This window comes from Xenorhabdus siamensis, assembly GCF_037996745.1.
GTDB lineage: Bacteria > Pseudomonadota > Gammaproteobacteria > Enterobacterales > Enterobacteriaceae > Xenorhabdus > Xenorhabdus indica.
Window position 1 is genome coordinate 97414 of sequence record NZ_JBBMXE010000006.1, and the last position, 26774, is coordinate 124187.

The 26774-nt window shown below is 40.0% G+C and carries 26 protein-coding genes, 1 pseudogene and 1 other annotated feature; of the genes and pseudogenes, 7 read left to right on the top strand and 20 right to left on the bottom strand.

Annotated features, from left to right (window positions below):
• Nucleotides 1-44 precede the first annotated feature (44 nt).
• The 12 genes from btuD to AAC852_RS06560 all read right to left on the bottom strand — a co-directional run bounded on the left by btuD (nt 45) and on the right by AAC852_RS06560 (nt 11091).
• Nucleotides 45-812 (bottom strand): vitamin B12 ABC transporter ATP-binding protein BtuD, encoded by a 768-nt coding sequence (gene btuD / locus AAC852_RS06510; protein ID WP_340620324.1) that lies wholly within the window; start codon nt 810-812, stop codon nt 45-47.
• Between the two features lie 117 nt (nt 813-929).
• Entirely contained in the window at nt 930-1949 is a 1020-nt protein-coding gene (gene btuC / locus AAC852_RS06515; protein WP_340620325.1) for a vitamin B12 ABC transporter permease BtuC, read from the bottom strand.
• Between the two features lie 66 nt (nt 1950-2015).
• Nucleotides 2016-2312: an integration host factor subunit alpha gene (gene ihfA / locus AAC852_RS06520; RefSeq protein WP_086953402.1), complete on the bottom strand. Its 297-nt coding sequence runs from the start codon at nt 2310-2312 to the stop codon at nt 2016-2018.
• Nucleotides 2313-2316: 4 nt separating this feature from the next.
• On the bottom strand, nt 2317-4704 hold the full coding sequence (gene pheT, locus AAC852_RS06525) for a phenylalanine--tRNA ligase subunit beta (RefSeq protein WP_340620326.1): 2388 nt from the start codon (nt 4702-4704) through the stop codon (nt 2317-2319).
• Nucleotides 4705-4718: 14 nt separating this feature from the next.
• Nucleotides 4719-5702, bottom strand: coding sequence for a phenylalanine--tRNA ligase subunit alpha (pheS, locus tag AAC852_RS06530; protein WP_340620327.1), 984 nt, complete (start codon nt 5700-5702; stop codon nt 4719-4721).
• Between the two features lie 90 nt (nt 5703-5792).
• Nucleotides 5793-5916 (bottom strand) — a sequence feature (Phe leader region).
• On the bottom strand, nt 5866-5913 hold the full coding sequence (pheM, locus tag AAC852_RS19930; RefSeq protein WP_422824265.1) for a pheST operon leader peptide PheM: 48 nt from the start codon (nt 5911-5913) through the stop codon (nt 5866-5868). It overlaps the preceding feature by 48 nt.
• Before the next feature lie 121 nt (nt 5917-6037).
• A complete protein-coding gene (gene rplT, locus AAC852_RS06535) occupies nt 6038-6394 on the bottom strand; it encodes a 50S ribosomal protein L20 (protein ID WP_010847342.1) in 357 nt (118 codons plus the stop codon).
• 42 nt (nt 6395-6436) lie between these two features.
• Complete coding sequence (rpmI, locus tag AAC852_RS06540) at nt 6437-6634, bottom strand: 50S ribosomal protein L35 (RefSeq protein WP_006118955.1); 198 nt, start codon at nt 6632-6634, stop codon at nt 6437-6439.
• A gap of 92 nt (nt 6635-6726) precedes the next feature.
• Complete coding sequence (infC, locus tag AAC852_RS06545; RefSeq protein ID WP_072021977.1) at nt 6727-7266, bottom strand: translation initiation factor IF-3; 540 nt, start codon at nt 7264-7266, stop codon at nt 6727-6729.
• A 3-nt stretch (nt 7267-7269) separates the two neighbouring features.
• Complete coding sequence (gene thrS / locus AAC852_RS06550) at nt 7270-9198, bottom strand: threonine--tRNA ligase (protein ID WP_340620328.1); 1929 nt, start codon at nt 9196-9198, stop codon at nt 7270-7272.
• Nucleotides 9199-9502: 304 nt separating this feature from the next.
• On the bottom strand, nt 9503-10141 hold the full coding sequence (locus AAC852_RS06555; RefSeq protein WP_340620329.1) for a hypothetical protein: 639 nt from the start codon (nt 10139-10141) through the stop codon (nt 9503-9505).
• A 275-nt stretch (nt 10142-10416) separates the two neighbouring features.
• Nucleotides 10417-11091: a transglycosylase SLT domain-containing protein gene (locus AAC852_RS06560; protein ID WP_422824260.1), complete on the bottom strand. Its 675-nt coding sequence runs from the start codon at nt 11089-11091 to the stop codon at nt 10417-10419.
• Between the two features lie 293 nt (nt 11092-11384).
• Between AAC852_RS06560 and AAC852_RS06565 the strand changes: the two genes are divergently transcribed.
• The 5 genes from AAC852_RS06565 to AAC852_RS06585 all read left to right on the top strand — a co-directional run bounded on the left by AAC852_RS06565 (nt 11385) and on the right by AAC852_RS06585 (nt 15946).
• Nucleotides 11385-12299 carry a metal ABC transporter substrate-binding protein gene (locus AAC852_RS06565; protein WP_340620330.1) on the top strand — a complete coding sequence of 305 codons (915 nt, stop codon included), beginning with the start codon at nt 11385-11387 and terminating at the stop codon, nt 12297-12299.
• Nucleotides 12296-13195: a manganese/iron ABC transporter ATP-binding protein gene (locus tag AAC852_RS06570; RefSeq protein WP_340620331.1), complete on the top strand. Its 900-nt coding sequence runs from the start codon at nt 12296-12298 to the stop codon at nt 13193-13195. Before AAC852_RS06565 ends, AAC852_RS06570 begins: the two co-directional genes overlap by 4 nt.
• Entirely contained in the window at nt 13192-14067 is an 876-nt protein-coding gene (locus tag AAC852_RS06575; RefSeq protein ID WP_340620332.1) for a metal ABC transporter permease, read from the top strand. The genes AAC852_RS06570 and AAC852_RS06575 overlap by 4 nt, the downstream gene beginning before the upstream one ends.
• A complete protein-coding gene (locus AAC852_RS06580) occupies nt 14064-14939 on the top strand; it encodes a metal ABC transporter permease (protein WP_340620333.1) in 876 nt (291 codons plus the stop codon). The genes AAC852_RS06575 and AAC852_RS06580 overlap by 4 nt, the downstream gene beginning before the upstream one ends.
• Before the next feature lie 143 nt (nt 14940-15082).
• A complete protein-coding gene (locus tag AAC852_RS06585) occupies nt 15083-15946 on the top strand; it encodes a fructosamine kinase family protein (RefSeq protein WP_340620334.1) in 864 nt (287 codons plus the stop codon).
• 295 nt (nt 15947-16241) lie between these two features.
• Here the strand turns inward: AAC852_RS06585 and AAC852_RS06590 are convergent, their stop codons facing one another.
• Nucleotides 16242-16781 (bottom strand): YniB family protein, encoded by a 540-nt coding sequence (locus tag AAC852_RS06590; RefSeq protein ID WP_340620335.1) that lies wholly within the window; start codon nt 16779-16781, stop codon nt 16242-16244.
• Nucleotides 16782-17031: 250 nt separating this feature from the next.
• Here AAC852_RS06590 and AAC852_RS06595 point away from each other — a divergent pair, with 250 nt between their 5' ends.
• Together AAC852_RS06595 and AAC852_RS06600 are read left to right on the top strand one after the other, a co-directional pair.
• On the top strand, nt 17032-17625 hold the full coding sequence (locus AAC852_RS06595; protein WP_340620336.1) for a metal-dependent hydrolase: 594 nt from the start codon (nt 17032-17034) through the stop codon (nt 17623-17625).
• Between the two features lie 438 nt (nt 17626-18063).
• On the top strand, nt 18064-19452 hold the full coding sequence (locus tag AAC852_RS06600) for an L-cystine transporter (RefSeq protein WP_340620337.1): 1389 nt from the start codon (nt 18064-18066) through the stop codon (nt 19450-19452).
• A 217-nt stretch (nt 19453-19669) separates the two neighbouring features.
• On the opposite strand, the gene htpX is transcribed toward AAC852_RS06600, so the two are convergent.
• The 7 genes and pseudogenes from htpX to copC all read right to left on the bottom strand — a co-directional run bounded on the left by htpX (nt 19670) and on the right by copC (nt 26632).
• Nucleotides 19670-20554: a protease HtpX gene (gene htpX / locus AAC852_RS06605; RefSeq protein ID WP_340620338.1), complete on the bottom strand. Its 885-nt coding sequence runs from the start codon at nt 20552-20554 to the stop codon at nt 19670-19672.
• Between the two features lie 196 nt (nt 20555-20750).
• A complete protein-coding gene (prc, locus tag AAC852_RS06610; RefSeq protein ID WP_340620339.1) occupies nt 20751-22862 on the bottom strand; it encodes a carboxy terminal-processing peptidase in 2112 nt (703 codons plus the stop codon).
• A gap of 19 nt (nt 22863-22881) precedes the next feature.
• Entirely contained in the window at nt 22882-23595 is a 714-nt protein-coding gene (proQ, locus tag AAC852_RS06615) for an RNA chaperone ProQ (RefSeq protein WP_340620340.1), read from the bottom strand.
• Between the two features lie 95 nt (nt 23596-23690).
• On the bottom strand, nt 23691-24188 hold the full coding sequence (locus AAC852_RS06620) for a GAF domain-containing protein (RefSeq protein WP_340620341.1): 498 nt from the start codon (nt 24186-24188) through the stop codon (nt 23691-23693).
• 626 nt (nt 24189-24814) lie between these two features.
• The gene (locus AAC852_RS06625; protein WP_340620342.1) at nt 24815-25186 is read right to left on the bottom strand and encodes a YebY family protein; all 372 of its coding nucleotides are present in this window, start codon (nt 25184-25186) and stop codon (nt 24815-24817) included.
• Between the two features lie 150 nt (nt 25187-25336).
• A pseudogene (gene copD, locus AAC852_RS06630) lies at nt 25337-26243 on the bottom strand (copper homeostasis membrane protein CopD).
• A 2-nt stretch (nt 26244-26245) separates the two neighbouring features.
• The gene (gene copC / locus AAC852_RS06635) at nt 26246-26632 is read right to left on the bottom strand and encodes a copper homeostasis periplasmic binding protein CopC (RefSeq protein ID WP_340620343.1); all 387 of its coding nucleotides are present in this window, start codon (nt 26630-26632) and stop codon (nt 26246-26248) included.
• Nucleotides 26633-26774: the final 142 nt, after the last annotated feature.

Below are 26774 nucleotides of genomic sequence, written 5' to 3' on the forward strand. Positions count from 1 at the left end.
GATTAAAGAAAAATAATCAATTAAAGTGATTGTATTTATGAAAATTAATCATGATTGACCCTCCATAATTTATAGTTATTATTTTGGATATGTCTAATGTTTATTTCAAAGATTTTAGATAAATTTATTTCATTCATAATATCCTGTGGGATACCCGACATAAATAATTTACCGTGTAAAAGTAACCATACATTACTAGCTTGTTCGTAAGTATGATTAATATCGTGACTACTCAATAAAACAGAACCACCTAATATACAAAATTGGTTAATTAACTTATCTAAAATAGCTTGTTGGGTGATATCAAGGTTATTAGTTGGTTCATCAAGGAGTAATAATTTTCCAGCCGGATTCAATTCAGGCCATACCTGCAAAAAAGCACCTGCTAATCTGACTCGTTGCCATTCTCCTCCCGATAATTGCCCAATTGTTGAAGACAGTAGTGAGGTCAATTTCAGTTGACGACAAAGTTCATATAACACCTCTTCTCCTTCAGACAATCGTGCTAACTCAGGGCGGTACATATCTAAGTATTGAAAAACAGGCATAACCGGGGCTGAAGCAGATTGAGAGAACCATGCCCGGCATTGCGCTAATTCACTTTGTCGATAATCACGCAATTCTTTGCCATTGATATAAATATTGCCACCGTAAGGCAAAACTCCGGCAATTGCTGCAAGCAAAGTGCTTTTTCCTGAACCGTTCAACCCAACTAAGTGAACTTTTTCGCCAGCTTTTACTGATGCAGACAGTGAAGCCAGCCTGTTATTAACCGTGATATTATCCAATACTAAAAATGGTTGATGAGTCATGCTATCTTCCCTACTCTTTTATTTCTTTGTTATCCTCTTCGTGCCTTTCCGTAAACTATTAGGTCACTTATTAATGCTCAATGTGTATGACTAGGTGTATTTATGACTAGCATGCAGCTATGCCCGAGGTGTTCTTAATAACAACCAGATAAAAACGGGAGCTCCTAACGTTACTGTAACAACACCGATCGGTACTTCGGCATGGGATAAAGACAAACGAGAAATTAAATCTGCCAACAGCAAGCAACTCCCTCCCGCCAATGTACAGGTTGGTAGTAACGTTTTATGATCCGTAAGGCCAATCAGCCTCAAAATATGGGGAAGCACCAAACCGATAAAACTGATCGCTCCGGCAAGAGCAACACTTAAACCAACCAATAATCCCACAGCCGATACAAATAAATTACGCCATTTATTATGAGATATTCCCAATTGTTGTGCCTGCAATTCCCCAAGGGAGAGATAATTAAGTATCTTCCCGGTTCCGCTTAACCAGAAAATAATAGGGATCAGTGCGATCACCAGCCATATTTGCCGCCAATCAATACCGCTAAAACTCCCCATCATCCAGTACATCAATTGGCGCAAGTCCAGACTGGTACTGAAATAAACCATCCATGTCATCATGGCCCCGAATACAACACCGAAAGCTACGCCAATTAATAATAAGCGTGCATTAGTCACCCGGTGCCTTTTAGAGAAAGCCAATAAAATCGTGGTCATAAGCAGTGCTCCTAAAACTGCACCAGTGCTTAATATCCACAATGGAGCAATACCATGAAAAACAAGGATCAAAAAAACAACCACTGCTCCCGCACCATTACTAATTCCCAATAGTCCAGGTTCAGCTAATGGATTTTCAAATAACGCCTGCATAACTGCACCAGACGCTGCCAAACTTGCACCAACGACAAACACTGCCAGTGCTCTGGGCAATCTTAATTGCCAAATAAAAAGTCGTGCAGGATCAGACAGCCATTGATTGGGCCAGAACCATATTTCCCCCGCGCACAGGGATAAAATAAACAGCACAATTGATAAAATGAATAAAAGGGCCATCATCCGATAATCACGTTTCCTCTGGCGTGTGATCAATTCAGAGACAGAAAGTGTCGATAAAGAGTATGTAGGTAACATGAAGAGTAAAATTATTCAGAATGGAAAATAAGAAAAAAGACCGCTTAAAGGCGGTCTTTTTATGCATTATTCTTTTGGTAAGGCTTTTTCTACCCGACTTTTCAACTTCTGTCCTGGGCGAAAAGTGACGACTCGGCGAGCAGTAATTGGAATATCCTCGCCAGTCTTCGGGTTACGACCTGGACGTTGATTTTTATCTCTCAAATCAAAGTTGCCAAATCCAGATAACTTAACCTGCTCCCCATTCTCCAAAGAACGACGCACTTCTTCAAAGAACATTTCCACTAGATCTTTAGCGTCACGTTTGCTAATACCCAGTTTTTCAAACAGATTTTCTGACATTTCAGCTTTAGTAAGCGCCATAAGTTCAGTCCCTCAAGGATGCTTGGAATCGCTGTTCTAATGCAGCAACGCATTTGTTAACGGTCGCAGCAATCTCTTCTTCTTCCAGTGTACGCGAGGTATCCTGCAAGATTAAGCTAATAGCAAGGCTTTTACAGCCTTCCGCAACACCTTTACCACAATACACGTCAAATAAGTTTATGCCAACTATATGATTTATGCCAACTTTCTTACATTCAGCCAGAATATCTTCTGCGGCTACATTTTCAGGCACAACTATCGCGATATCACGGCGATTGGATGGGAAGCGAGAAACTTCCTTCATTTCAGGAATTATGCGGTCCGCAAGATTGGCCCACAACAATTCGAATACCACGGTGCGGCCATTTAAGTCAAGTTTACGTTCCAGCTCTGGATGAACAACCCCAATATAACCAATGTAATTATTTCCCAGATAAATCCCGGCACTTTGTCCAGGATGCAAAGCAGGATGTTCTTCTGCTTTAAAGGAAATCTCGGATAGTTTACCCGTCAATTCTAAAACGGATTCTAAATCACCTTTCAGATCAAAGAAGTCAACTGCTTGTTTTTCAATCGACCAGTGTTCATCGAAACGATTTCCGGTGATTACACCGCCAAGCATCAATTCCTGCCGGATTCCATATTCTGCGCTTTCATCAGGCACAAAACGTAGACCTGTTTCAAATAATCGAACTCTATTCTGTTGACGGTTCTGATTATACGCAACAGTAGTCAATAATCCTGTCAACAAAGACAGACGCATTGCAGACATATCAGCCGAAATTGGATTTGGCAGGATTAATGCTTCTTGCTGTGGATGCAAATATTGCTGGATCTTAGGATCAACAAAACTATAGGTAATAGCTTCCTGATAACCTTTGTCCACCAGCATGGTCTTTACACGTTTCAGGGATAAGTCCGCTTCACGATGTGAAATCATTACCAAATCAGCACGTACAGGTACATCAGGGATATTGTTATAACCATAAATACGAGCAACTTCTTCAATCAGATCTTCTTCAATCTGCATATCGAAACGCCAGCTTGGTGCAACAGTTTCCCAACTATCATTATGCTCTGTTACCTGACAACCTAAACGTGTCAGAATATCTGTGACTTGTTCATCAGCAATATGATGGCCAACCAAACGATTCAATTTGCCGCGAGTCAGAGTGATGGTTGCTGGTTTCGGTAGATGAGACTCACTGGTAACATCAATGATTTCGCCAGCTTCTCCCCCACAAATAGTAATCAATAACTGAGTCGCATATTCCATCGCTTTGTATTGAAGCTGTGGATCAACACCGCGTTCAAAACGATGAGAAGCATCTGTATGCAGACCATAACGACGGGCACGACCTGTAATTGCTAATGGTGCAAAGAATGCACATTCCAGCAGAATATTCTGGGTTTCAGCATTAACTCCAGAATATTCGCCGCCAAAAATTCCTGCGATTGCAAGTGCCTGCTTTTCATCAGCAATGACGAGAGTATCAGCAGAAAGTTCCGCTTGATTACCATCTAGCAGAGTTAATTTTTCACCTTGCTCTGCCATACGCACGACAATTGAACCGCTTAGACGTTCTAAATCGAATGCGTGCAATGGTTGACCCAATTCAAGTAATACATAATTAGTCACATCAACAGCAGGATCAATAGAACGAATGCCACCACGACGCAGCTTTTCACGCATCCATAACGGTGTCACTGCTTTAACATTAACGTTCTTGATAACTCGTCCCAGATAACGTGGGCAAGCTTCTGGTGCATCAACACGAATAGGGAATGTTGCATCTGTAGATGGTTTAACAGATTCGAGCTCTGGCTGAGTCATTGACAGTTTATTGATAACCGCAACATCACGTGCAACCCCCTGAATACTCAAGCAATCAGCACGATTAGGTGTAATGCTGATTTCAATCGCATTATCATCCAGTTTCATGTAATCACGTAAGTCAGTACCAATTGGCGCATCCGCAGGCAGTTCGATGATGCCGTCCTGATCACTGGCAATTCCCAGTTCAGAAAACGAACAAAGCATACCTTCCGATGGCTCACCACGTAATTTGGCAGCTTTTATTCTGAAATCACCCGGTAGTACAGCACCAACAGTAGCAACAGCCACACGAAGCCCCTGACGACAATTCGGCGCACCACAGACAATATTCAACAAGCGATCGTCACCTACATTGATTTTTGTAACGCGCAATTTATCCGCATTTGGATGCTGGGCACACTCAACAACTTCACCAACAAAAACACCGTGGAATTGACCTGCTATTTTTTCAACACCATCAACTTCCAAGCCTGCCATGGTGATCTGATCAGATAATTCTTCACTGCTGATGGCAGGGTTCGCCCACTCGCGTAACCAGAGTTCACTGAATTTCATGAGATATTCCCGCCTTATTTAAACTGTTTAAGGAAGCGCAAATCATTTTCGAAGAAAGCACGCAGATCGGTAACGCCGTAACGCAACATAGTCAAGCGTTCCATTCCCATACCAAAGGCAAATCCAGAATAAACTTCAGGATCAATACCTACATTACGTAATACGTTCGGATGTACCATGCCACAGCCTAATACTTCCAACCACTTGCCGTTTTTCCCCATCACATCAACTTCTGCGGATGGCTCAGTAAATGGAAAATAAGACGGACGGAAACGAACTTGCATATTTTCTTCAAAGAAATTGTTCAAAAAATCATGTAGCGTACCTTTCAGATTGGTGAAGCTGATATTTTTATCAACAATCAACCCTTCTATCTGATGAAACATTGGCGAGTGTGTCTGATCATAATCATTTCGGTATACACGGCCAGGGGCAATAATGCGGATCGGCGGCTGACGATCTTTCATTGTACGAATCTGTACCCCTGAGGTTTGTGTGCGCAGCAAACGCGTTGCATCAAACCAGAAAGTATCATGATCAGCACGAGCCGGATGATGCGAAGGAATATTCAGAGCATCAAAGTTATAATAGCTATCTTCAATTTCCGGGCCTGATTCAACAGAAAAGCCCAACTCACCAAAGAAAGTTTCGATTCGTTCAATCGTGCGAGTAACAGGATGTAATCCGCCATTTTCCATACGACGGCCAGGCAATGAAACATCGATTTTCTCTGCTGCCAAACGGGCATTCAAAACATCCGCTTCTAATTTGGCCTTACGTGCATTCAAAGCTTCCTGGACTTCTTGCTTTGCCTGATTAATAACAGCCCCTGCTGCTGGACGTTCCTCGGCAGGCAAGTCACGCAGCGATGACATCTGGAGAGTTAAATGGCCTTTTTTTCCCAGGTATTCAACTCGCACCAAATCCAACGCGGCAACATCCTGGGCTTCTTCTACGGCTGCTTTTGCTTTTGCAACCAGCTCAGTAAGATGTGACATCGTTTTCCTCTTCCTTCGGCCAGATGGCCTTTTAGTTGTTATCGACTATGCCCTCATCAATATTTGTATATCTCTTAATGAGGTCATAGAAATAAAAAAGCCTCCACACTGGAGGCTCAAGCGCTGTTTTTCGTCTCTTTTCTTACGCGCAAAGCCCCTGATTTCAGGTAGTAAAGTAAAAAAAGAAACGAAAAAAGGCTAATTTCATCATTTTTATTCTCTCTCCTATATCCTTTTTAAGCTGACCATTTTCGCCTGACTAGCAAACTTGACTCATAGTAAGCATATTTTTGAAAAAGTAAAAGAGGGAGCGTTGCTCCCTCTTTTAACCTGACTTATGCCAGAGCGCCCTTCGCTTTTTCAACCAAAGCAGCAAATGCTACTTTGTCGAATACAGCGATATCAGCCAGAATCTTACGGTCAATTTCAATCGAAGCCTTTTTCAGGCCGTTGATGAAACGGCTGTAAGACATGCCGTTCTGACGTGCAGCAGCGTTGATACGAGCAATCCACAGTTGACGGAATTGACGTTTACGCTGACGGCGGTCACGGTAAGCATACTGACCAGCTTTGATAACAGCCTGGAAAGCAACACGATAAACGCGCGAACGAGCACCGTAGTAACCTTTCGCTTGTTTCAAAATTTTCTTGTGACGTGCACGGGCAATAACACCACGTTTTACGCGAGCCATATACTTCTCCTATCGTCTCTGAGTTCTAATCTAAAAAATTGCTTATGCGTATGGCAGACAAGCAACAACCAGGCCCAGATCACCTTTGGAGACCATGCCTTTTGGACGTAAATGACGTTTACGCTTAGTTGATTTTTTAGTCAGAATGTGACGAAGGTTAGCGTGCTTACGCTTGAAACCGCCGCTTGCAGTTTTCTTAAAGCGTTTAGCTGCGCCGCGTACTGTTTTAATCTTTGGCATTTTAATATCCACTTCGCATTGTTAATTACAACGAACTAGTAAGGCGAACAGACTCTATCCAAATGGTTAGAGCCTATTACTTGTCTGCCTGACTATTTCTTCTTAGGAGCGAGCACCATGATCATCTGGCGGCCTTCGATCTTCGATGGGAAGGATTCGACTACAGCCAGTTCACTCAGATCATCACGAATGCGGTTAAGCATTTCGATACCAATCTGCTGATGCGCCATTTCACGTCCACGGAAACGCAGAGTGATTTTGGCTTTATCGCCATCTTCCAGAAAACGAACCAGGTTGCGTAGTTTGACCTGATAGTCGCCTTCATCTGTACCAGGACGGAATTTAATTTCCTTGACCTGAATAACCTTTTGTTTCTTTTTCTGTTCTTTGATTGATTTACTCTTCTCATAGAGGAACTTGCCGTAATCCATGATACGACAAACCGGCGGTTCGGCATTTGGGCTGATTTCCACCAAATCAACACCAGCTTCCTCAGCTTTTTCAAGAGCTTCTCTCAGACTGACAATACCAATCTGTTCGCCATCTAACCCAGTTAAACGAACTTCAGAGGCGCGAATCTCTTCATTAATGCGATTTGGGCGCGCCGGTTGAATTCTTTTTCCGCCTTTAATACCTTATTCCTCCAATTGACGAAGATTACGACTGCGTATTTCTGCCAGCAGCTTCTCTGTAAACTCACTGACATCTATGCTACCTAAATCCTTGCCTCGGCGGGTACGAACGGAAACTTTTCCTGACTCGACCTCTTTATCACCACAAACAAGCATATAAGGCACTCGACGCAGAGTGTGTTCGCGAATTTTAAAGCCAATCTTCTCGTTTCTCAAGTCTGCTTTTGCACGAATGCCTGCATCTTGAAGTTTTTTAACCAATTCCTGTACATAATCTGACTGACCGTCTGTAATATTCATGACAACCACCTGTTGAGGCGCCAGCCAAGTTGGGAAGAACCCAGCATATTCTTCTGTCAGAATACCGATGAACCGTTCAAGGGAACCAAGAACAGCACGGTGGATCATTACAGGAACCTTACGTTCATTATTTTCACCGACATATGACGCGCTCAAACGCGCTGGCAGTGAAAAATCAAGCTGCACAGTACCACATTGCCACGCACGATCCAAACAATCATACAAAGTAAATTCGATTTTAGGACCATAAAACGCACCTTCACCAGGCTGGTATTCAAATTCAATACCATTCATTTTCAGTGCTTCTGCGAGATCAGCTTCCGCTTCATCCCAGTGTTTTTCAGTGCCGATGCGTTTTTCCGGACGAGTCGATAGCTTAACAACAATCTTCTCAAAACCGAATGTAGCGTATACATCATAAATCATTTTGATGCAGTTGCTGACTTCTTGCAGGATCTGCTCTTCAGTACAGAAAATATGGGCATCATCCTGAGTAAACCCACGAACACGCATCAAACCATGTAATGCACCTGAAGGCTCATTACGATGGCAACTACCGAACTCAGCCATACGCAAAGGCAGATCACGGTAGGATTTTAACCCTTGGTTGAAAATCTGGACGTGACCAGGACAGTTCATCGGTTTTACGCAGTATTCACGGTTTTCCGATGATGTGGTGAACATGTTCTCTTTATAGTTTTCCCAATGCCCAGTTTTTTCCCACAGGATGCGGTCCATCATAAATGGGCCTTTGACTTCCTGATATTGGTACTCTTTCAATTTGACACGAACAAAAGTTTCCAACTCACGGAAAATAGTCCAACCATCATTGTGCCAGAATGCCATACCCGGCGCTTCTTCCTGCATATGGTATAAGTCAAGCTGCTTACCAATTTTACGATGGTCACGTTTTGCAGCTTCTTCCAGACGCAACAAATAAGCGCTAAGCTGTTTTTTATCTGCCCAGGCTGTACCATAAATACGTTGCAACATTTTGTTATCGCTATTGCCGCGCCAATATGCACCTGCAACTTTCTGCAATTTGAAATGATGACAGAAACGCATGTTAGGTACGTGAGGGCCGCGGCACATATCCACGTATTCTTCATGATGATACAGGCCTGGGTGATCATCATGGCTGATGTTCTCATCCAAAATCTGGATCTTATACTCTTCACTACGAGCCGCAAAAGTATCACGAGCTTCCTGCCAAGTGACTCTTTTCTTGATAACATCATAGTCTTTCTTGGCAAGTTCCAACATGCGTTTTTCAAGCAGCTCAATATCTTCCTGCGTTAAAGAGCGATCCAAATCGATATCGTAATAGAAACCGTTGTCAATCACAGGGCCAATTGCCATTTTCGTATTAGGCCACAGTTGCTTAATTGCATGCCCCAACAAATGAGCACATGAATGACGGATGATTTCCAAACCTTCTTCATCTTTACTGGTGATGATAGAAAGAGTGGAATCAGTTTCAATTAACTCACATGCATCCACCAATTCGCCATTAACACGACCAGCAATACACGCTTTTGCCAAACCAGCTCCGATATCGCGAGCAACATCCATCACAGAGACGGCATGCTCAAATTGACGCTGACTACCGTCAGGAAGAGTAATTACAGGCATTTAAAATCCTTATCTACAGTGGTGACCCACACGAAAGATCACTTGTATGAAATATTTTACCTTAAAGTTCAATACGTTAATTACAGGCACTTGCTGCACCATGCAAGTTATGTACATAGTTAAGTACACAAAATTACAAACAACTCATGTACACCGCCTTAACTCAGGAGGGGATGTTATCACCCATATCATTTAGCAACAAATAAAAAGAACAACATAAGTATTGTCATTCTATTAACACAATTCTTTTCGCCAAATAAAACAGCAAATTTCGTTATGATTTCTCAATTTCAAACCTTGAACATTAATTATCCAAGTTATGTTTAGCTAATTCCGTATTTATTTTTTTTATACGTCTCGGAGAGATGCTCAATGTTAAAAAGCAAATGCCTAACAATTCTAAGATGATAACGAGGCATATCATCGCTATAAATTCCAAACTGGAGATATTTTGATTATCGATATATAGGATTTTAAAAACGATGAAAACCATTAATGCAAAAATAATAATAGACATTAACTTCTCAACCCAATAAGCGACCACATAAGAAGCATCAATTTTTATCTTTGCGATATTTGCATTCACTATCACATATCTTTTCAATCTTCTAATATCGAATATATAACCTGATTCAATACCGAGAGCAGCGAGCTTTATGACCAGGTGTCTGAGTTCCTTTGATTTAATCCTGGTTACTTTAAACATAATCTCAGAAGTAATAATGTCTTTGATATATTTTTTATCTTCCTGACTCAGATATTCATCATATTTTTCAAGATAATCAATATTGTTTGTAAGCCTCCTATTTCTCAAGAAATTTAAACTGCTATAAAAATTTTTAAGCATTACCCAAATTCCACCAAGAAATGCAGTCAAAGCAGATAATATTGATGCTATCGCAGAGTAGTTTCTTATTGACCAATCAAGTAAATCATCAAACATACATTCACCATCATAGTTTAATCAGATAACTATAGTATGAACATACTATTCAGATTTTCCTCTTTCATGTTATTTTTATTGACAGCCTTCATTCTACTTACATGAAGCTATACCTATGTAAAAAACCACCTGCATAGCAGATAGCTTAGGGGTAACTGTAATATGGTTTTTCCTATTTCAACTCTCCACTCGGAAATGAATGGCCTCATATAATGATCTAATCTTCTGTCAATCTCATCAATACAATAAATACTCAAAACATGCCAAAAATCACACTACTCTAAGGCACGATAAGCATTCTTCACTTTCCATAAATAACGAGGTGCTTGCGGTGCGGGATGATTGTTCTGAACATATTGATAAAATTCATTCGGCGTCATTCGGTTAATTTTATTAATCGCCAAAGTACGATTGGAATCAAAAGTCCGCAATAAGGCCCCTGCACCATTAACATAAGCGACTATCGTCGCATAATATAAAGTTTCAGGATGGATAATTCCTTCCAAATGCTGCTTTTTCAAAATACTGATATAAGCAGTGCCAAGATCAATGTTAGTTTCAGGATCTTTCAACTCTCGCATCGTCGGTTGCCCCGATTTTCCTTTCAATCGATAGGCATCCCGTCCTGCTGTAGAGGCCTTAATCTGCATCAATCCAACCGCATTAGATCTACTGATAACTTCTGGACGGAAACCGGATTCCACCTGGATAATTGCCTTGATCAAAGTTTCATCCACACCATACCGCTTTGCGGCTTGCTCAATAAACTCATCAAATGGCGTTGTTCTGGTTCGACTTGTCAATTTACCAGAACCCAAAGCAACATTATTACCACTGAATATTCCTTTAGGCGATGGACTATGATTCTTTACTTGATGGGATTCCTGACTAGCACACCCCGTTAACAATATTGCCAGAAAAATATAAACATGAATGAAATTTAATCTCACGAAAATTCCCCTGAACTAAAATTAACCTCATAAAGCATATATAATTTTATAAAAAAAATAAAAATATTTTTATTTATCTCATCAAAATAAATTGAAGTAGTTATATTCAATAAACTTCAAAACACTAGACAATGTGCTGTTTTTTTGTTCGCATAGTAATTCCCAAAATAGGAAGAAAATTCAGGAAAGTCTGCAAAATTATCATTCATATGGCAGCATCACCTTGACTTTACAAAGATGATACTGATAATCATTATCAACAATTACAGGCATAAAAAATAAGGATTACACTAATGAACAAAAAACATTCGCTCTCTGTACTCCCAATACTCAGTATAATCGTTGCTCTCTTCTCAATCCTTCTATTCAGCCAACAGGCACATGCTGATAAAAAATTCAGGGTCGTTACTACATTTACCATTATCCAAGATATGGCCCAAAATGTCGCAGGAGATGCAGCGATTGTAGAATCAATCACAAAACCCGGAGCAGAAATTCACGATTATCAACCCACCCCAAAAGATATTATCAAAGCAAAGCGGGCAGATCTCATCCTCTGGAATGGTCTGAATCTTGAACGTTGGTTTGAACGCTTTTTCGAAAATATGCAGGATATTCCTGTTGCCGTCATTACCGAAGGCATTACACCGCTTCCAATCCGTGAAGGACCTTACAATCAAAATCCCAATCCACATGCCTGGATGTCTCCGAATAATGCGTTAATTTATATTGAAAATATTCGCAAGGCCTTAGTCGAACATGATCCAGCGAATGCAGATACTTACAATCGCAATGCAAAAATCTATGCCGATAAGATAGCCAAACTGGATGCACCACTCAGAAAGCGCCTTTCTCGCATTCCCGAAAATGAGCGTTGGTTAGTAACCAGTGAAGGCGCTTTTAGCTATCTCACTCAAGATTATGGTTTCAAAGAAGTCTATTTATGGCCGATTAATGCTGAAGCTCAGGGCACGCCACAGCAGGTTCGCCGTGTCATTGATACTATGATGAAACATAATATTCCCGTTATATTCAGTGAAAGTACTGTTTCAGATAAGCCAGCAAAACAAGTCAGTAAAGAGACCGGTGCTCATTACGGCGGAGTGCTTTACGTTGACTCTCTTTCTACATCAAAAGGCCCAGTGCCGACTTATATTGACCTACTGAATACAACAGTAGACACCATAGCAAAAGGATTTAATCAATGAGAAACACATCGTCACTATTTGAACATCCACATTTATTGGTTAATAACGCTACTGTTACTTACAACAATGGGCACACTGCAATCTACGATGCCTGTTTTGATATTAAAGGCGGCACAATTTGTGCTTTAGTCGGTATGAACGGTAGTGGAAAATCCACATTGTTTAAAACCATTATGGGATTAGTGACACCTTCTCAAGGAAAAGTGACTCTCAATGCCCAATCCATTAAAACAGCATTAAAACAAAATATCATCGCATACGTTCCACAAACCGAAGATGTTGACTGGAATTTTCCGGTTTTAGTTTCTGATGTTGTGATGATGGGACGCTATGGAAAAATGGGGTTCCTACGCAGACCCAGTAAAATCGACCATCAAATCGTGAACAACTCACTTGAGCGTGTCGGGCTGATTGAACTACGCGACCGCCAAATTGGTGAGCTTTCCGGCGGGCAGAAAAAACGGGCATTTCTGGCACGAGCATTAGCTCAGGAAGGAAAGGTTCTGCTACTAGATGAACCTTTTACCGGAGTAGATGTTAAGACAGAAAACGCTATTATCGATTTACTCCGTGATTTACGTGATGAAGGACACTTAATCTTAGTATCAACACATAACCTCGGGAGTGTTCCCGAATTTTGCGACCACGTTATTTTGATTAATCGAACGGTTCTGGCCAGCGGTCCAACTGAAACAACATTCACTCAGAAGAATCTGGAAATGACATTTGACGGTGTCTTACGCCATGTCAATCTTTCTGGGTCCGAACTCCATGATGATGATGATCCACGCTCCCTCACTGTCATTACCGATGACGAACGTGCCGCCGTATTTTATGGTCATAACCATCATGTCCCCCCACGACAAAACCAAAAACAGAAGGACAGCCAGCCATGATGGAATTATTGTTACAACCATTTGATTATAACTACATGGTTAAAGCCATGTGGGTAAGTGCTATTGTCGGTGCTGTCTGTGCTTTTTTATCAGCCTATTTAATGTTGAAAGGTTGGTCGTTGATGGGGGATGCTCTCTCCCATTCTGTTGTACCCGGTGTTGCCGGTGCATATGCTCTTGGTTTACCTTATGCCGGAGGTGCTTTTTTTACCGGGATGCTTGCTGCATTATCAATGACACTGGTCCGTCACATCACACGATTACGTGAAGATGCAGTGATCGGTTTTATCTTTTCCACTTTTTTTGCCGCTGGGTTATTAATCGTTTCTTTAAACCCGACTTCTGTCAATGTGCAAACGATTATTCTCGGCAATATTCTGGGTATTGCTGATGAAGATGTTTTACAAGTAGAAATTATTATTGCTGTATCCTTCGTGATCCTGATGCTGCTCTGGAAAGATCTGCTGGTCGTTTTCTTTGATGAAGTCCATGCCCGATCTATCGGTTTATCACCACTACGCCTGAAAATTATTTTCTTTACCTTATTAAGTGCCTGTACTGTTGCTGCCTTACAAACAGTAGGAGCCATTCTGGTTATTGCTATGGTAGTCACGCCCGGAGCAACGGCCTATTTGCTGACAGATCGTTTTAAACACCTACTCATCATTTCGGTTGCTATTGGCTCACTAACAAGTTGTGTAGGCGCTTACATAAGCTATTTTCTCAATGGTGCAACCGGTGGTGTGATTGTCACAATACAAACTCTGATTTTCTTGTTGGCTTTCTTTTTTGCACCTAAGCATGGCATGTTAGCTTCTCGCAGACGAGCCAGAAAAGAATCTCAAGCATTAACTCAAGGAGGACACCCATGAGTACACTAATTGAACTCATCACGGAACCCTTTTTGCATGATTTCATGCAACGCGCTATTTTGGCGGCTATTGTTGTGGGAACGGTCTGCGCAGTACTATCATGTTATTTAGTATTAAAAGGCTGGTCATTGATGGGAGATGCTATCTCTCACGCTGTTTTGCCGGGTATCGTTCTGGCATTTGTCGCAGGTATACCACTTGCGATCGGTGCTTTCCTGTCAGGAATATTCTGTGCATTCGCCACCGGATATCTGAAAGAGCACAGTAGGATCAAAGAAGATACCGTAATGGGTGTTGTATTTTCTGGTATGTTTGCATTTGGTTTAGTACTTTTTACCCGTATAGATACGGAACAACATCTGACTCATATTCTGTTTGGCAGTATACTCGGAATTACCGAAAGTGAATTGATTCAGACATTCTGCATTGCAGGATTCACGCTGGCAGTTGTACTGCTGAAACGCAAAGACTTTATGCTCTATTGCTTCGACCCCAATCAAGCAAAAGTGGTTGGCCTGCCAGTAAAACTGCTCCACTATGGCTTGTTGTCCCTTTTAGCTCTAACCATTGTCGCTTCATTACAGGCTGTCGGTATTATTCTGGTCATTGCTATGCTGATTTCCCCCGGCATTATTGCTTTTATTCTCTGCCGGAGTTTTGATCGAATGTTGATTGTTGCCATAATAGCATCTGTTTTATCAAGTGTTTTAGGTACAATAATCAGTTTCCATATCGATGGTGAAACAGGACCATGCATTGTTATCATTCAAGCTATTTTCTTCACATTTGCCGTTATTTATGACCAAATAAAGTTAGCTAGAAAGAAAATGCATAGAAAGTTGACCAAAGACATATTCTCTCCATCATTATGAGTCTTCAATAAAATCAAATTAAAGGGCTATATCTGGTTTAAATATAGCCCTGTCAATTGCATTTAAATTCCTTTTTAATCTGTTCAATTGTTGGTTCTGTATGTAATATGAGCATAGTAATTGTCAACTTAATGAGGTGAGTCATGTGGCAAACTGTTAGCCGTCTATTAAGTGAACATTTTGGTGAGGCAGAAATCCGCAATCAAACGGAATTATCAGGAGGTGACATTCACCGCTCGTGGTTCATTGAGTATGGTGAACAACATATCTTTGTTAAATCTAACACAAAAGAAATGTTGACTGTTTTTAAAACAGAGGCAGAACAGTTGGAATTGTTAGCTCGTAGTAAAACAACGCGCATACCTGAAGTTTACGGTGTTGGGCATGATCGTAGTCATAGTTTTCTTATACTGGAATACCTTCCTATAAAACCATTTGATGCTCACAACGCGTATTGCTTCGGCCAACAACTTGCTAAGCTGCATCAATGGAATGAACAACCGAAATTCGGTTTTGATTTTGACAATATGCTTGGTACTACAATACAGCCTAATGGGTGGCAAAAACGCTGGAATCAATTTTACGCAGAAAAGCGTATTGGCTGGCAATTGCAACTCGCAACAGACAAGGGAATGGTATTCGGGAATATCGATTCTATTGTCCAAAAAATCAGTGATAAACTGCATTCTCATCAACCTGAACCATCTTTATTACATGGCGATTTATGGCCAACAAATTGTGCATCATTAAACAACAATTGCGCCGTAGCATTTGATCCTGCATGTTATTGGGGAGATCGTGAATGCGACCTTGCTATGCTCCCTTTTTATCCTGAATTGCCTCTGCAAGTTCTTGACGGTTATCAAAGTGTTTGGCCATTACCGTCAGACTTTATTGAACGACAACCACTTTATCAACTCTATTATTTACTGAATCGCTGTAACCTTTTTGGTGGCGATAATTTTATTGCTGCACAAACCATAATCGATAATATATTATCTGAATAATCATTCTGACTATCTACAGAATAAAGGAAAATTTCTTTTTTCAAATCTAATCCAATGGTTAAAGTTATTAACTAGATTTTATTTAGTTATTATTTAATTTTTATAAAAATGCAAATAAAAATAAAGCAATCAAATAAATAATAGAAATTAATCACATCAGTTAAATTTTATTATTCTCACTTTACGAGTATTATGTCTACCCGATATCAGAGTGCTATTTTAAGCAGTTCTCCGTTCTGTTCTTGGATATATCAGTAAGCTGCGGAGTTAACTACTCTCGCAGCTATCTTATATATTACCAACCTAATAATTTCGTTAAAAAATAGGCGATTGCGCCGATAATAATGGGTGATATATAAAGAATGAATATTTGGCTGAATAATGAATGGCGTGGAAATTTGATTTTAGATTCCAACTGTTCTTTAGTTACACCGCTCTCTTTAGCTTTCTCAAAGATCATATGGTCTTCAATTTGTTCCTTAATGAATTTGAATTGGCGGTATATCCTCAAACCAGATGCACTCATTGCCAAGCCAACAAACATCAGAAAATAGATAATCAAAAAACTGACATTTGCCCCTGTGATCATCGCCATATAGTCTGGAGTTGGAGAATGCTTCCAAAAAAAATCCAAAAATGGTGTATTGAATTTGATCATTTCAGCCATCATTCTCAAAAAATCATTCAATACTGCATTAATACCCTCACCTTTAACCTCATGTTGCCATATCAGGTTAACCACTGAAACTAAAGTTGACAAAAAAGCGGGGACAAAAATAATCCAACCCAACAGCCGCTTCGCAATAGCAACATATCTTGCTTGTTGATACGTCATTAATACTCCTCATGAGCATATACCCAATAGATTTCAAATCATAACGCGACAGTCAGTGAACGAATCTCCAGAAGCATAGATAGCTATTCTAGACAAAAATCATTTAAATATTAGTGTGATATGTTAATAAATAAAAGATTTTTCTTGTTTACCCCCTATTCAACTTATACAAAACCCTCTATACTAGCGCGCACTGTATACATAAACAGCAATAGATATCAATATAACAAACAATTTAGTATAAATAATTATGACAGCAGAAGGGCATCTTCTCTTTTCGGTTGCCAGCCTTGTATTGGCTCATCAGCTAGAAATTACTCCAGAAATAGCACAGGGAGATTGGTTGCATATGCTTCCTGGTGTACTTTTGGCTTCTTTATTACCTGATATTGATCATCCACATTCAACGTTAGGCAGGTTATTCCGTTTTATTTCCATTCCCATTGCACGACTTTGTGGGCATCGTGGATTTACACATAGCCTATTGGCACTCGTTGCTGGCATTATTCTCTTTCAGACCAAAATGCCTGCTAACTGGCCGATACCAACTGACTTTTTCCATGCCATGATTGTAGGCTATATCAGCCATTTAGTTGCAGATATGCTTACGCCAGCAGGCATTCCTCTCTTATGGCCACTAAAAATGCGTTTCCGAATACCTATATTAAGGGGAAAAGAACGCAAAAAAGTGGAACGATTTATAGCCGTTTTGATTGTAGTGATTGCTATTTTCATTCCACAATACATCGACTTATCGTTTATGCACTATTTAGACAAACTACCATTCGATAAGCTACTGCTTGATAAGTTAAATATCGATAAATTACAAAATCTATATAAGTAACTGAGTTTATTTTTGATGAAACCATAACCCCATATTTTCAATGGGGTTAACTTAAAACATAAGTATTTATTTTTGATTTTTACTCGTCATTTTCATCTTCGGTGTCGCTATTTTGTTAGTTATGGACTCCTATTGTGATGTAATGGACTGAAATATATTAATTATATAACATCAGAAAACTCATATATCATCCGTAAATCCCTGCATATTGTTACGAAACCTAAACAAGGTACAAATAGATTACATAAGAACTTATAACTAATTGTACTAGATAGTGATAAACAATTATATTATATTCTTTTTAATTATAAGAAAGCTAATTCTTATATTGATACCATGCATAGTTAATAGAATATATGGTGCAACTTCTTGTTATAACCTGAAGTAAGCATATCCCATACAAAAAAATCATATTAGTCAGAATATTGGAGACTGGGGATGAATTTACCACTCATTATTAATGTGCTGATTTTCGCAGCACTGCTCGTAGTATTAGCTAAAACGAGTTCAGATCAATGGAGCCTATCCAAGAAAGTGCTTATGGCCCTGATTGTAGGCGTTTTTTTCGGATTGGCATTAAATGTGATTTATGGTGCACACAATCCTATTGTGAAAGAATCAATTAAATGGTTCAACATTGTCGGTAATGGTTACGTACAATTGTTACAGATGGTCATTATGCCGTTGGTTTTTGCCTCCATACTGAGTGCAGTTGCACGTCTGCATAAGGCGTCTTCTTTAGGCAAAATCAGCTTACTGACTATCGGTACTCTACTGCTCACTACCGCCATTTCCGCTTTAATTGCTATTGTTATCGCCAATATGTTTGGCTTGACCTCTGCTGGATTAATCCAAGGAACGCAAGAAACTGCGCGTCTGTCGGCGATTGAAGCAAACTATATTAATCGAGTATCAGATCTGAGTGTACCGCAATTAATCCTCTCTTTTATTCCTAAAAATCCATTTGCAGATCTCACAGGAGCAAGTCCAACTTCAATTATCAGTGTAGTAATTTTTGCAACATTCCTGGGAATTGCTGCATTACAAATGATAAAAGATGACCGCGAGCGTGGTGAGCGAGCGCTTATTGCTATCGATACTATGCAGGCATGGACAATGAAACTTGTCAGACTGGTTATGCGCCTCACTCCATATGGTGTAATGGCTTTAATGACTAAAGTTGTTGCCAGCTCCAATATTCACGATATCGCACAATTAGGTAATTTTGTTGTTGCTTCCTATGTCGCTTTAGCTCTCATGTTTGTTGTACACGGCGTTCTTCTGGCATTAACAGGCATTAATCCACTGAAGTTCTTCAAAAAAGCAGGCCCTGTACTGACATTTGCCTTTACCAGCCGTTCGAGCGCTGCCAGCATTCCGTTAAATGTTGAGACACAAAGCCGTCGTCTTGGTGTTCCGGAATCTATAGCCAGTTTTTCCGCTTCATTCGGAGCAACTATCGGTCAAAATGGCTGTGCCGGTATTTATCCTGCTATGTTAGCAGTAATGGTTGCTCCAACTGTTGGAGTTGATCCTCTTGACCCACTATGGATCGCAACTCTCATTGGTATCGTGACAGTCAGCTCTGCTGGTGTCGCGGGTGTGGGTGGTGGTGCTACATTTGCTGCACTTATTGTTCTACCTGCAATGGGATTACCTGTAACTTTAGTCGCCCTGTTGATCTCTGTTGAACCTCTTATTGATATGGGCCGCACAGCATTAAACGTCAACGGAGCAATGGCAGCTGGCACAATTACCAGCCAATTAATGGGTAAGACTGATAAAAAAACATTCGAACAAGATGAAGTAATATTGCGTCAATCTTAATCAAGATCAATTCATTATTCTCTTCCCTCATCTTTGTATTTCAGTACAAAGGTGAGGTTCAAAATCTTATCCTCTTCTTTTTCCTCCAACCCAACTTTCTCAGTTCAATTCCATTTTTTTCTGATAAACACCATCAAAAAAGCCGGGGTTCAGATGAACGCCGGCTTTTACTTTAATTAATTTTTTAAAGCTCTCATCTAAAAATCAGAGAAGAACGTTACTTTAAATACTCACCGCTACGCAGAGCTTCAATGCGTTTATCTAATGGAGGGTGAGATAAAAATAGCTCGCTAAAACTTTTAGATTTACCATTAATACAAAACGCCATCATGCTGCCTTCTTCCTGAGGCTCATAACTGGTTTTGAGACGTTGTAATGCAGCAATCATTTTTTCACGTCCAACAAGTTTTGCTGACCCTGCATCTGCGTGAAATTCACGGTAACGGGAGAACCACATGGTAATAATGCTTGCAAGAATACCAAATACAATCTCCAGAACCATAGAAAGGATCATATAAACAATAGGATTACCGTTACTGCTGCTTTCGCTCTCATCATCGCTGCTGGACAGGAAGCTTGCAGCCGCTTGTGCGATGATACGAGAAATAAAGATAACGAATGTGTTTACAATCCCTTGCAATAACGTCATTGTTACCATGTCACCATTAGCAATGTGGCTAATCTCATGAGCAATTACAGCTTCCGCCTCATCACGACTCATGTTATTCAGTAATCCAGTACTAACAGCAACCAAGGAAGCATTACGACGAGCTCCTGTCGCAAATGCGTTAATATCAGGTGCATCATAAATGGCAACCTGTGGCATGGTAATACCAACCTGATTAGACTGGCGACGGACGGTTTCCATCAGCCAAAATTCCATTTCGTTAGATGGCTTTTCAATAACCTGACCACCAACAGAACGTAATGCCATCCATTTCGACATTAACAAAGAAATAAATGCACCACCAAAACCAAACAATCCAGCCATTATCATGAGACCAGCTACACTACTTCGCTGAACTCCTGTGAGTGAAAGTATTATCCCAAACACTATCATAACAGCCAGGTTAGTGAGCAGGAACAAAGCAATTCGCATCATATAAATTGGCTTCCTATAATAATCAAACAGTTCAACTAAAAGTAAATCATAAGATGGGGGCTGAGCCCATATTATTCAATTTTTTTAAGATATTAAGCGACAGAATCGACGTAACTTTACAATATTATATAAGATCCAGCCAGTAATAGAAAAGCCGACTATCAAGCCGGCTTTTTATCCATAACGAAGTTTGAAATCACTTCGCCTGAGTCATTTCAGCAGGCTGATGAGACAAATCTAAAGCAATCTGTACTGATTCATCTAAATAAGGATCTGGATCTTTATAATCTTTTGGCAAATCATCAAGTGATGTAAGTGACTTCTTCCCTTCACGTTTAAAACGCTCATTAATGCGATTTAATTTAATCAACTCATATTCTTTATTTTCTTTATCTCGCTCTGCATAGTTCAATGAATAAACACCATGACGCTCTTTTAGCACCTTATAATAGGCAATATCCTGATTGATATATTTGAACTCAGGGTCATTAGTGATACGCTGATGATGCAATTTGGTCAATAGTGGTACTAACTCTGAAATTTTCTTTGAAGAAGTATAACTTGCCGGTTGAATACTATCCCACGGCAGGGCATTGTCTTCCTGACTTTCACTTATGTCAGATGGCTCTTTCCCTGTTGGCATAAGGATATCAGGTGTTACGCCTTTAAGTTGAGTACTACCACCATTCACCCGATAAAATTTCTGAATAGTATATTGTACCGAGCCAATCTCCGGCCAATCAGGACTTAGCATCTGATCATAAATGCGATTCAAAGAACGATATTGTTGAACAGTTCCTTTACCAAAAGTAGGCTCACCAACAATTAATCCACGCCCGTAATCTTGCATAGCAGCCGCAAAAATTTCAGATGCGGAAGCACTTCGGTTATCCACTAAAACAACCAAAGGCCCTTTATAATAGATTGCCTCATCAGTATCCGAATCTTCTTTAATCCGACCTGTATTATCTCTAATCTGCACAATCGGCCCCTTTGAGATAAACAAACCAGAAAGTGAGACAGCTTCTGTTAGCGCACCACCACCATTAGCACGTAAGTCAATGACAATTGCAGAAACATTTTGTTTCGCCAATTTTTGCAACTGTACTTTTACATCATTTGTCAGACCAACATAAAAACTTGGTATATCAAGGATCCCAACCTTCTCTTTACCAACAGTTTTAACTGACATCTTAACTGCGTTATCTTCAAGACGGATATTTTCACGCGTTAAAGTGATAATGTGATTTTTAGCGCCTTTTGTACTTGGGATGACTTCAAGACGGACTTTACTACCTTTTGGCCCCTTAATTAGAGCAACAACATCTTCCAGACGCCAACCAACAATATCTACAATTGGTTTACCAGCCTGCCCCACTCCAATAATTTTATCTCCAACTTTGAGTAAATTACTTTTAGCGGCTGGCCCTCCCGCAACCAGTGAGCGGACAGATACATGTTCATCATCATACTGCAAAACAGCCCCAATGCCTTCAAGAGAAAGGCTCATCTCTGAATTGAACTGTTCTGTATCACGAGGAGAGAGATAACTAGTATGCGGATCTATTTCACGAGCAAAAGCCATCATAATTGTTCGGAAAACGTCTTCACTTTTACTCTGAGTAAGGTGTTTCAATAAAGTCCGATAACGTTTTGTCAGTACTTCTTTGATCTCTTTGTCATTTTTATCTGACAATTTGAGATTTATCCAATCGGATTTAATCTTGGCATCCCAAAGATTATTTAATTCTTCAACACTCTTAGACCAAGGTGCTTTATCACGTTCGGTTTCAAGTGTATCGTTACCATCTAAATAGATGGGCTTTTCCAATCGGGAAAGAGCATATTGATAGCGTTCAAAACGGCGTTTCTGCTGTAAATTAAATAACGCGTATGGAAGATGTAGATCACCATTTTCAAGCTCTTTGCCTAAGAGCCCTTTTTGCGCAGCAAATTGTGTAATATCTGATGCCAGAAAAACGTTGTGTCCATAATCCAGCATATTTAGGTAACGATCAAAAACCTTACCTGAAAAATCAGCATCCAGACTAAAATGGCGGTAATGAGAACGGAGAAAACGGGAAACGATCCGTTTACTCACTGTCGGATGTTGTAGCTCTGGCTTTAGATCGGGTAACTGATTGATAGTAACAACAAGGGGATTATTTCCACCTGCTGTACCAATACCAGCTACATCAGAATTAGTGGCATTGTTATTACGGCTTACACTGTCATTAACAGTGCTTGCGTGCCCTATACCAGAAAATGATAGTCCTAAAACGAAAGCCAAAGTAATGAGTTTGTTCATGCCCAAGTTGGCCTCCGTATCAGAACTTTAAGTGTTCTGCGCGTACAATCATTGCCAAACCAGTAGGTAATTGCACTCTTACACCATCTTTTGCAATTTCCAGCACAGAAGCATCCATGAGGCTTTTTCCTACATTCACTTTGATTGTCTGACCGACTTTCAGAGAGGAAACATCTGTTACTGACGTTAATTCAGGTTGTGCAATTTTTTTGGTCGTTTTATCTGCTGGCTTACGTGATTGTTGCAGATGATCCTGCGAACGTGATGGACGCTTTTCATCTTTTTTACCTGCTGACGGGCGACGACGAGGCGCTGCCTTTTTATTCACAGGACGTTCGCTTTTCTTATCAGATACGTTTTCTGTTTCACGTTTTTTGGCACGTTGTTCAGCTCGTTGAGCTTGTACCCGAGCTTTAGCTTCCGCTAATTGCTGACGCGCATGTTCAATATGTTCAGCTTCCAATTCGCCACACGCATTACCATCAAGGTCAACACGCTGAGCACCTTCTTTAACTCCATAAAGGTAGCGCCAACTGGAAGTATACAAGCGCAGAGCAGAACGGAGCTGTGTTTTACTTAAACACTCTTCGCCCTGAATACGTTCAACGATATCCTGAAAGATCCCGATTTTTAAAGGACGTGCTTCGCCTTCTGCGGCAAAACAAAGCGGGAATCGTTCAGCCAAAAAAGCAATGATTTCTTTACTACTGTTCAACTTAGGTTGATTTTCCATGAAATTTCCTGATTACAACGGTTTTGCCAACCAGCGCAGGCATGAACAGGCGACATTATAATAGTGTTGCTGATAAATGCCACGTCATACATAGGTTAAGTTACATTCTGTTGCAGATATTTTGGCACAACACATTGCCCCAAATGCTCACAAAGCCTGCTAACAAGCGCTTTTAAGCCATGTTCATCATGTTCGTCAAACCGATCAAAAACCGTGCTGTCAATATCCAAAACGCCAATAACTTGCCCATTAATTTCCAAAGGAAGGACAATTTCAGCATTACTGGCAGCATCACAAGCTATATGACCGGGAAAAGCATGTACATCGGAAATACGCTGGATACAATTCCTTGCTACAGCGGTTCCACATACACCTTTCCCTATAGGAATACGAACACAAGCAATTTTACCTTGGAACGGCCCTAAAACTAGGGTATCACCATCTACCAAGTAAAAGCCAACCCAATTAACATCACCCAAACGTTCATATAACAATGAACTTGTATTTGCAAGAGATGCGATCAAATTATATTCGCCTGATAATAGAGCTACCAAGCTATCTGATAGTTCCCGATAGAATTCACGTTTGTCCATACACACCTATACAATAGCCAGACAAGAAACAATTTAATAACAATAAAACAACAAGATAGGTTTCCCAAGGACTTCAAACCATTCTGATAAATCTTCAACTATCCTTATAGCACTGTCCCAGAATACCGCCTGAATCTCAGAATTAAAATTTTCTTTTAATATTTTACCAGTATTCACTTATGAAATTCAGTTAGTTATCACAGCTTATATTAGAAAAACACCTAATTTGCAGCCAAAATCGTGCTCCTGCTCATATTATTATCAAACACTTCACTAAAAAACGAGTAATTGGCCACTTGCTATTTAGGCATTTATTTACCGCCACGCTATATCTTGAAATCCATAAGGTATATTGAATAGATTATACAAGTTAAGAAAAAGAGATGATCTTGAGAAAAAAGAGTGAAATTATTCAATTCTCATGGAAAACATAACAAAAAAAGGCCAAGCTCACTCCTCTACTCGGCCTAGGGAAAATGGCTCTGTTTAGAGAGCCGTGCGCTAAAATGCCATTGAGACGTAGAACAACTTACCTCTTAAAGAGTAGTTGACACACGGTAAATTACCAAATTTTGTTAATTATTTAGCTCGTTAATTAACATATATATCAGCAGTAAAAATTACGGTTATTTTTTATCGCTTGCTTTACCATTATTTGTTTGATCATTGCATAGCACCATAGCCGCTTTCTGAAATGGCTCAATACTCATTTTTCGGTTGCGATGTTCAGGATCATCTAAAAGTATTGTACTTAGCGGGGTTGCAATAACTTGGTTATTTTTCATCATTTCTACTGCGCGCTCATTGAGTGGATATTGCATAAGCGTACTGGGGTTGATCACAAACAATGCATTTCCTGAACGACAATCGAGCATAACCTCCTCACGAGTAAAAGCCCATTGTTTCCCAAACTGTAATTTACTAATGGTTTGTATTGGAGCAGCAATCCCCTGGAAAGAGAAAAATAAAAAAGATAAAAACCAAAATATTCGTTTCATCATCATCCCCCTGATAAACATATATAAAACTGAATTCTACCGCCCTTTTTCTTGTTTATATACCCATTGTCTTACAAGTTGCAGCTTTATTGGTCACAACTTAAAAATCATACTTAAAAACCATATACGTATATCCAAGCTATTCAAGGATCACACAGGAGGCTCTGTCGCAAAGATAGCAACACACAATAAAGCAACAGTTCCCAGAATAATTTCCAACCAACTGTTCACTATTAGTAATTCATAACGTCCTTTCTGCTTTAATTTGGGCACCAGAATATAACGATTGATTAAGGCCAAAAGAACCATAGCTGTGACAAGTATGATTTTCAGCCATAGCATTGATTGATATTCGGAAGCAGAGGCATCAAAAGTCAGCCAACCAGGAATTAAAATGGCACTGCTTATAATTCCTGTGACAATCACCAAAAAAACAGCTATGTGCCCGTAGTCAGAAAATCTCCTCATTGCAACTACACTTTCAGCAAACAGGCTATTCTCCATGCTATAATTATCTATCTGGTGAAAAGCTGAGTTTGGTTTGGAAAAATCATTTAGTCGCAAAAATTGCAGGCATAGCAAAAAAGGCCATAGCCCTCCAAACCAATAGCCGGCACTAAGCAAATGAACAATCTGATTCACCTGAAGTAGCAAACCAAGCACCCCTTCATACATAGTAGCATGACCAATGAAAGCATGGCTTGAAAGCAAAATGACAGAGCAGCCTAATAATAAGAAATTCTTTGTCTTAGAATCTCCAGCATCAGTACGTAAAAAGAATATTCCCACAACAGCAAGTGCAGCAACCAATAATTGCCATTGCCATACTTTACCAAAGGAAGTTGCTAACACTGCCTGCCATATTTCAAACTGATAAACGTCGTGCCAGCCATCCCCCATTAACCCCAATTGCCAGACCGTCTCTCAACCGTTTTTTAATCAAAATTAAAAAATGGCCTGAGGCAAGTAGAGTAGTAAACAAGCTGAACCCAAACATCAGCATAACTACCACAAAATGCAAGAATCGGCAGAGTACGTATAACGCCTCAAGTGAAATCATTATCTTACAGTAAAATTGTAAACACCCTTCGTTTTATGACCGTCGACAGAAAGAACACTCCAGTCAACACGATATTCCCCTGCTGCTAGTTTGTCCTCTACAGGCAGGATTAGTTTGGTTTTAGTCGCAGGATCAAGTACTAGCTTACCTGTTTTAATCTCTTTTTTTTCTGGGCCAATTAATTTTACTTTACTAAACCCAAGTTCAATACGCTCTGAGAAACTCAGAGTTATAGCTTGTGGTGCGGCTTCCACCGTTGTATTTTCTGCCGGAGTCTGATCTTTCAAGTGAGCATGGGCTAAAGCCTGTTGGCAGGACATACCGACAAACAGAACAACCAAAGCAGACAAATTGCTCCAGAATGAACGGATATTAAAAATAGACATAATAGGCAACCCTTTAATATACAGATGAATTTTTATGCTTAAAGGGGATTTTATAACAAACGATAAATTTAATCTGTGGTGAAAGTCCTGACCTGTGAAGCACTGCGCAAAAAACAAAAATAGGAGATAAAATGAAAAAAGC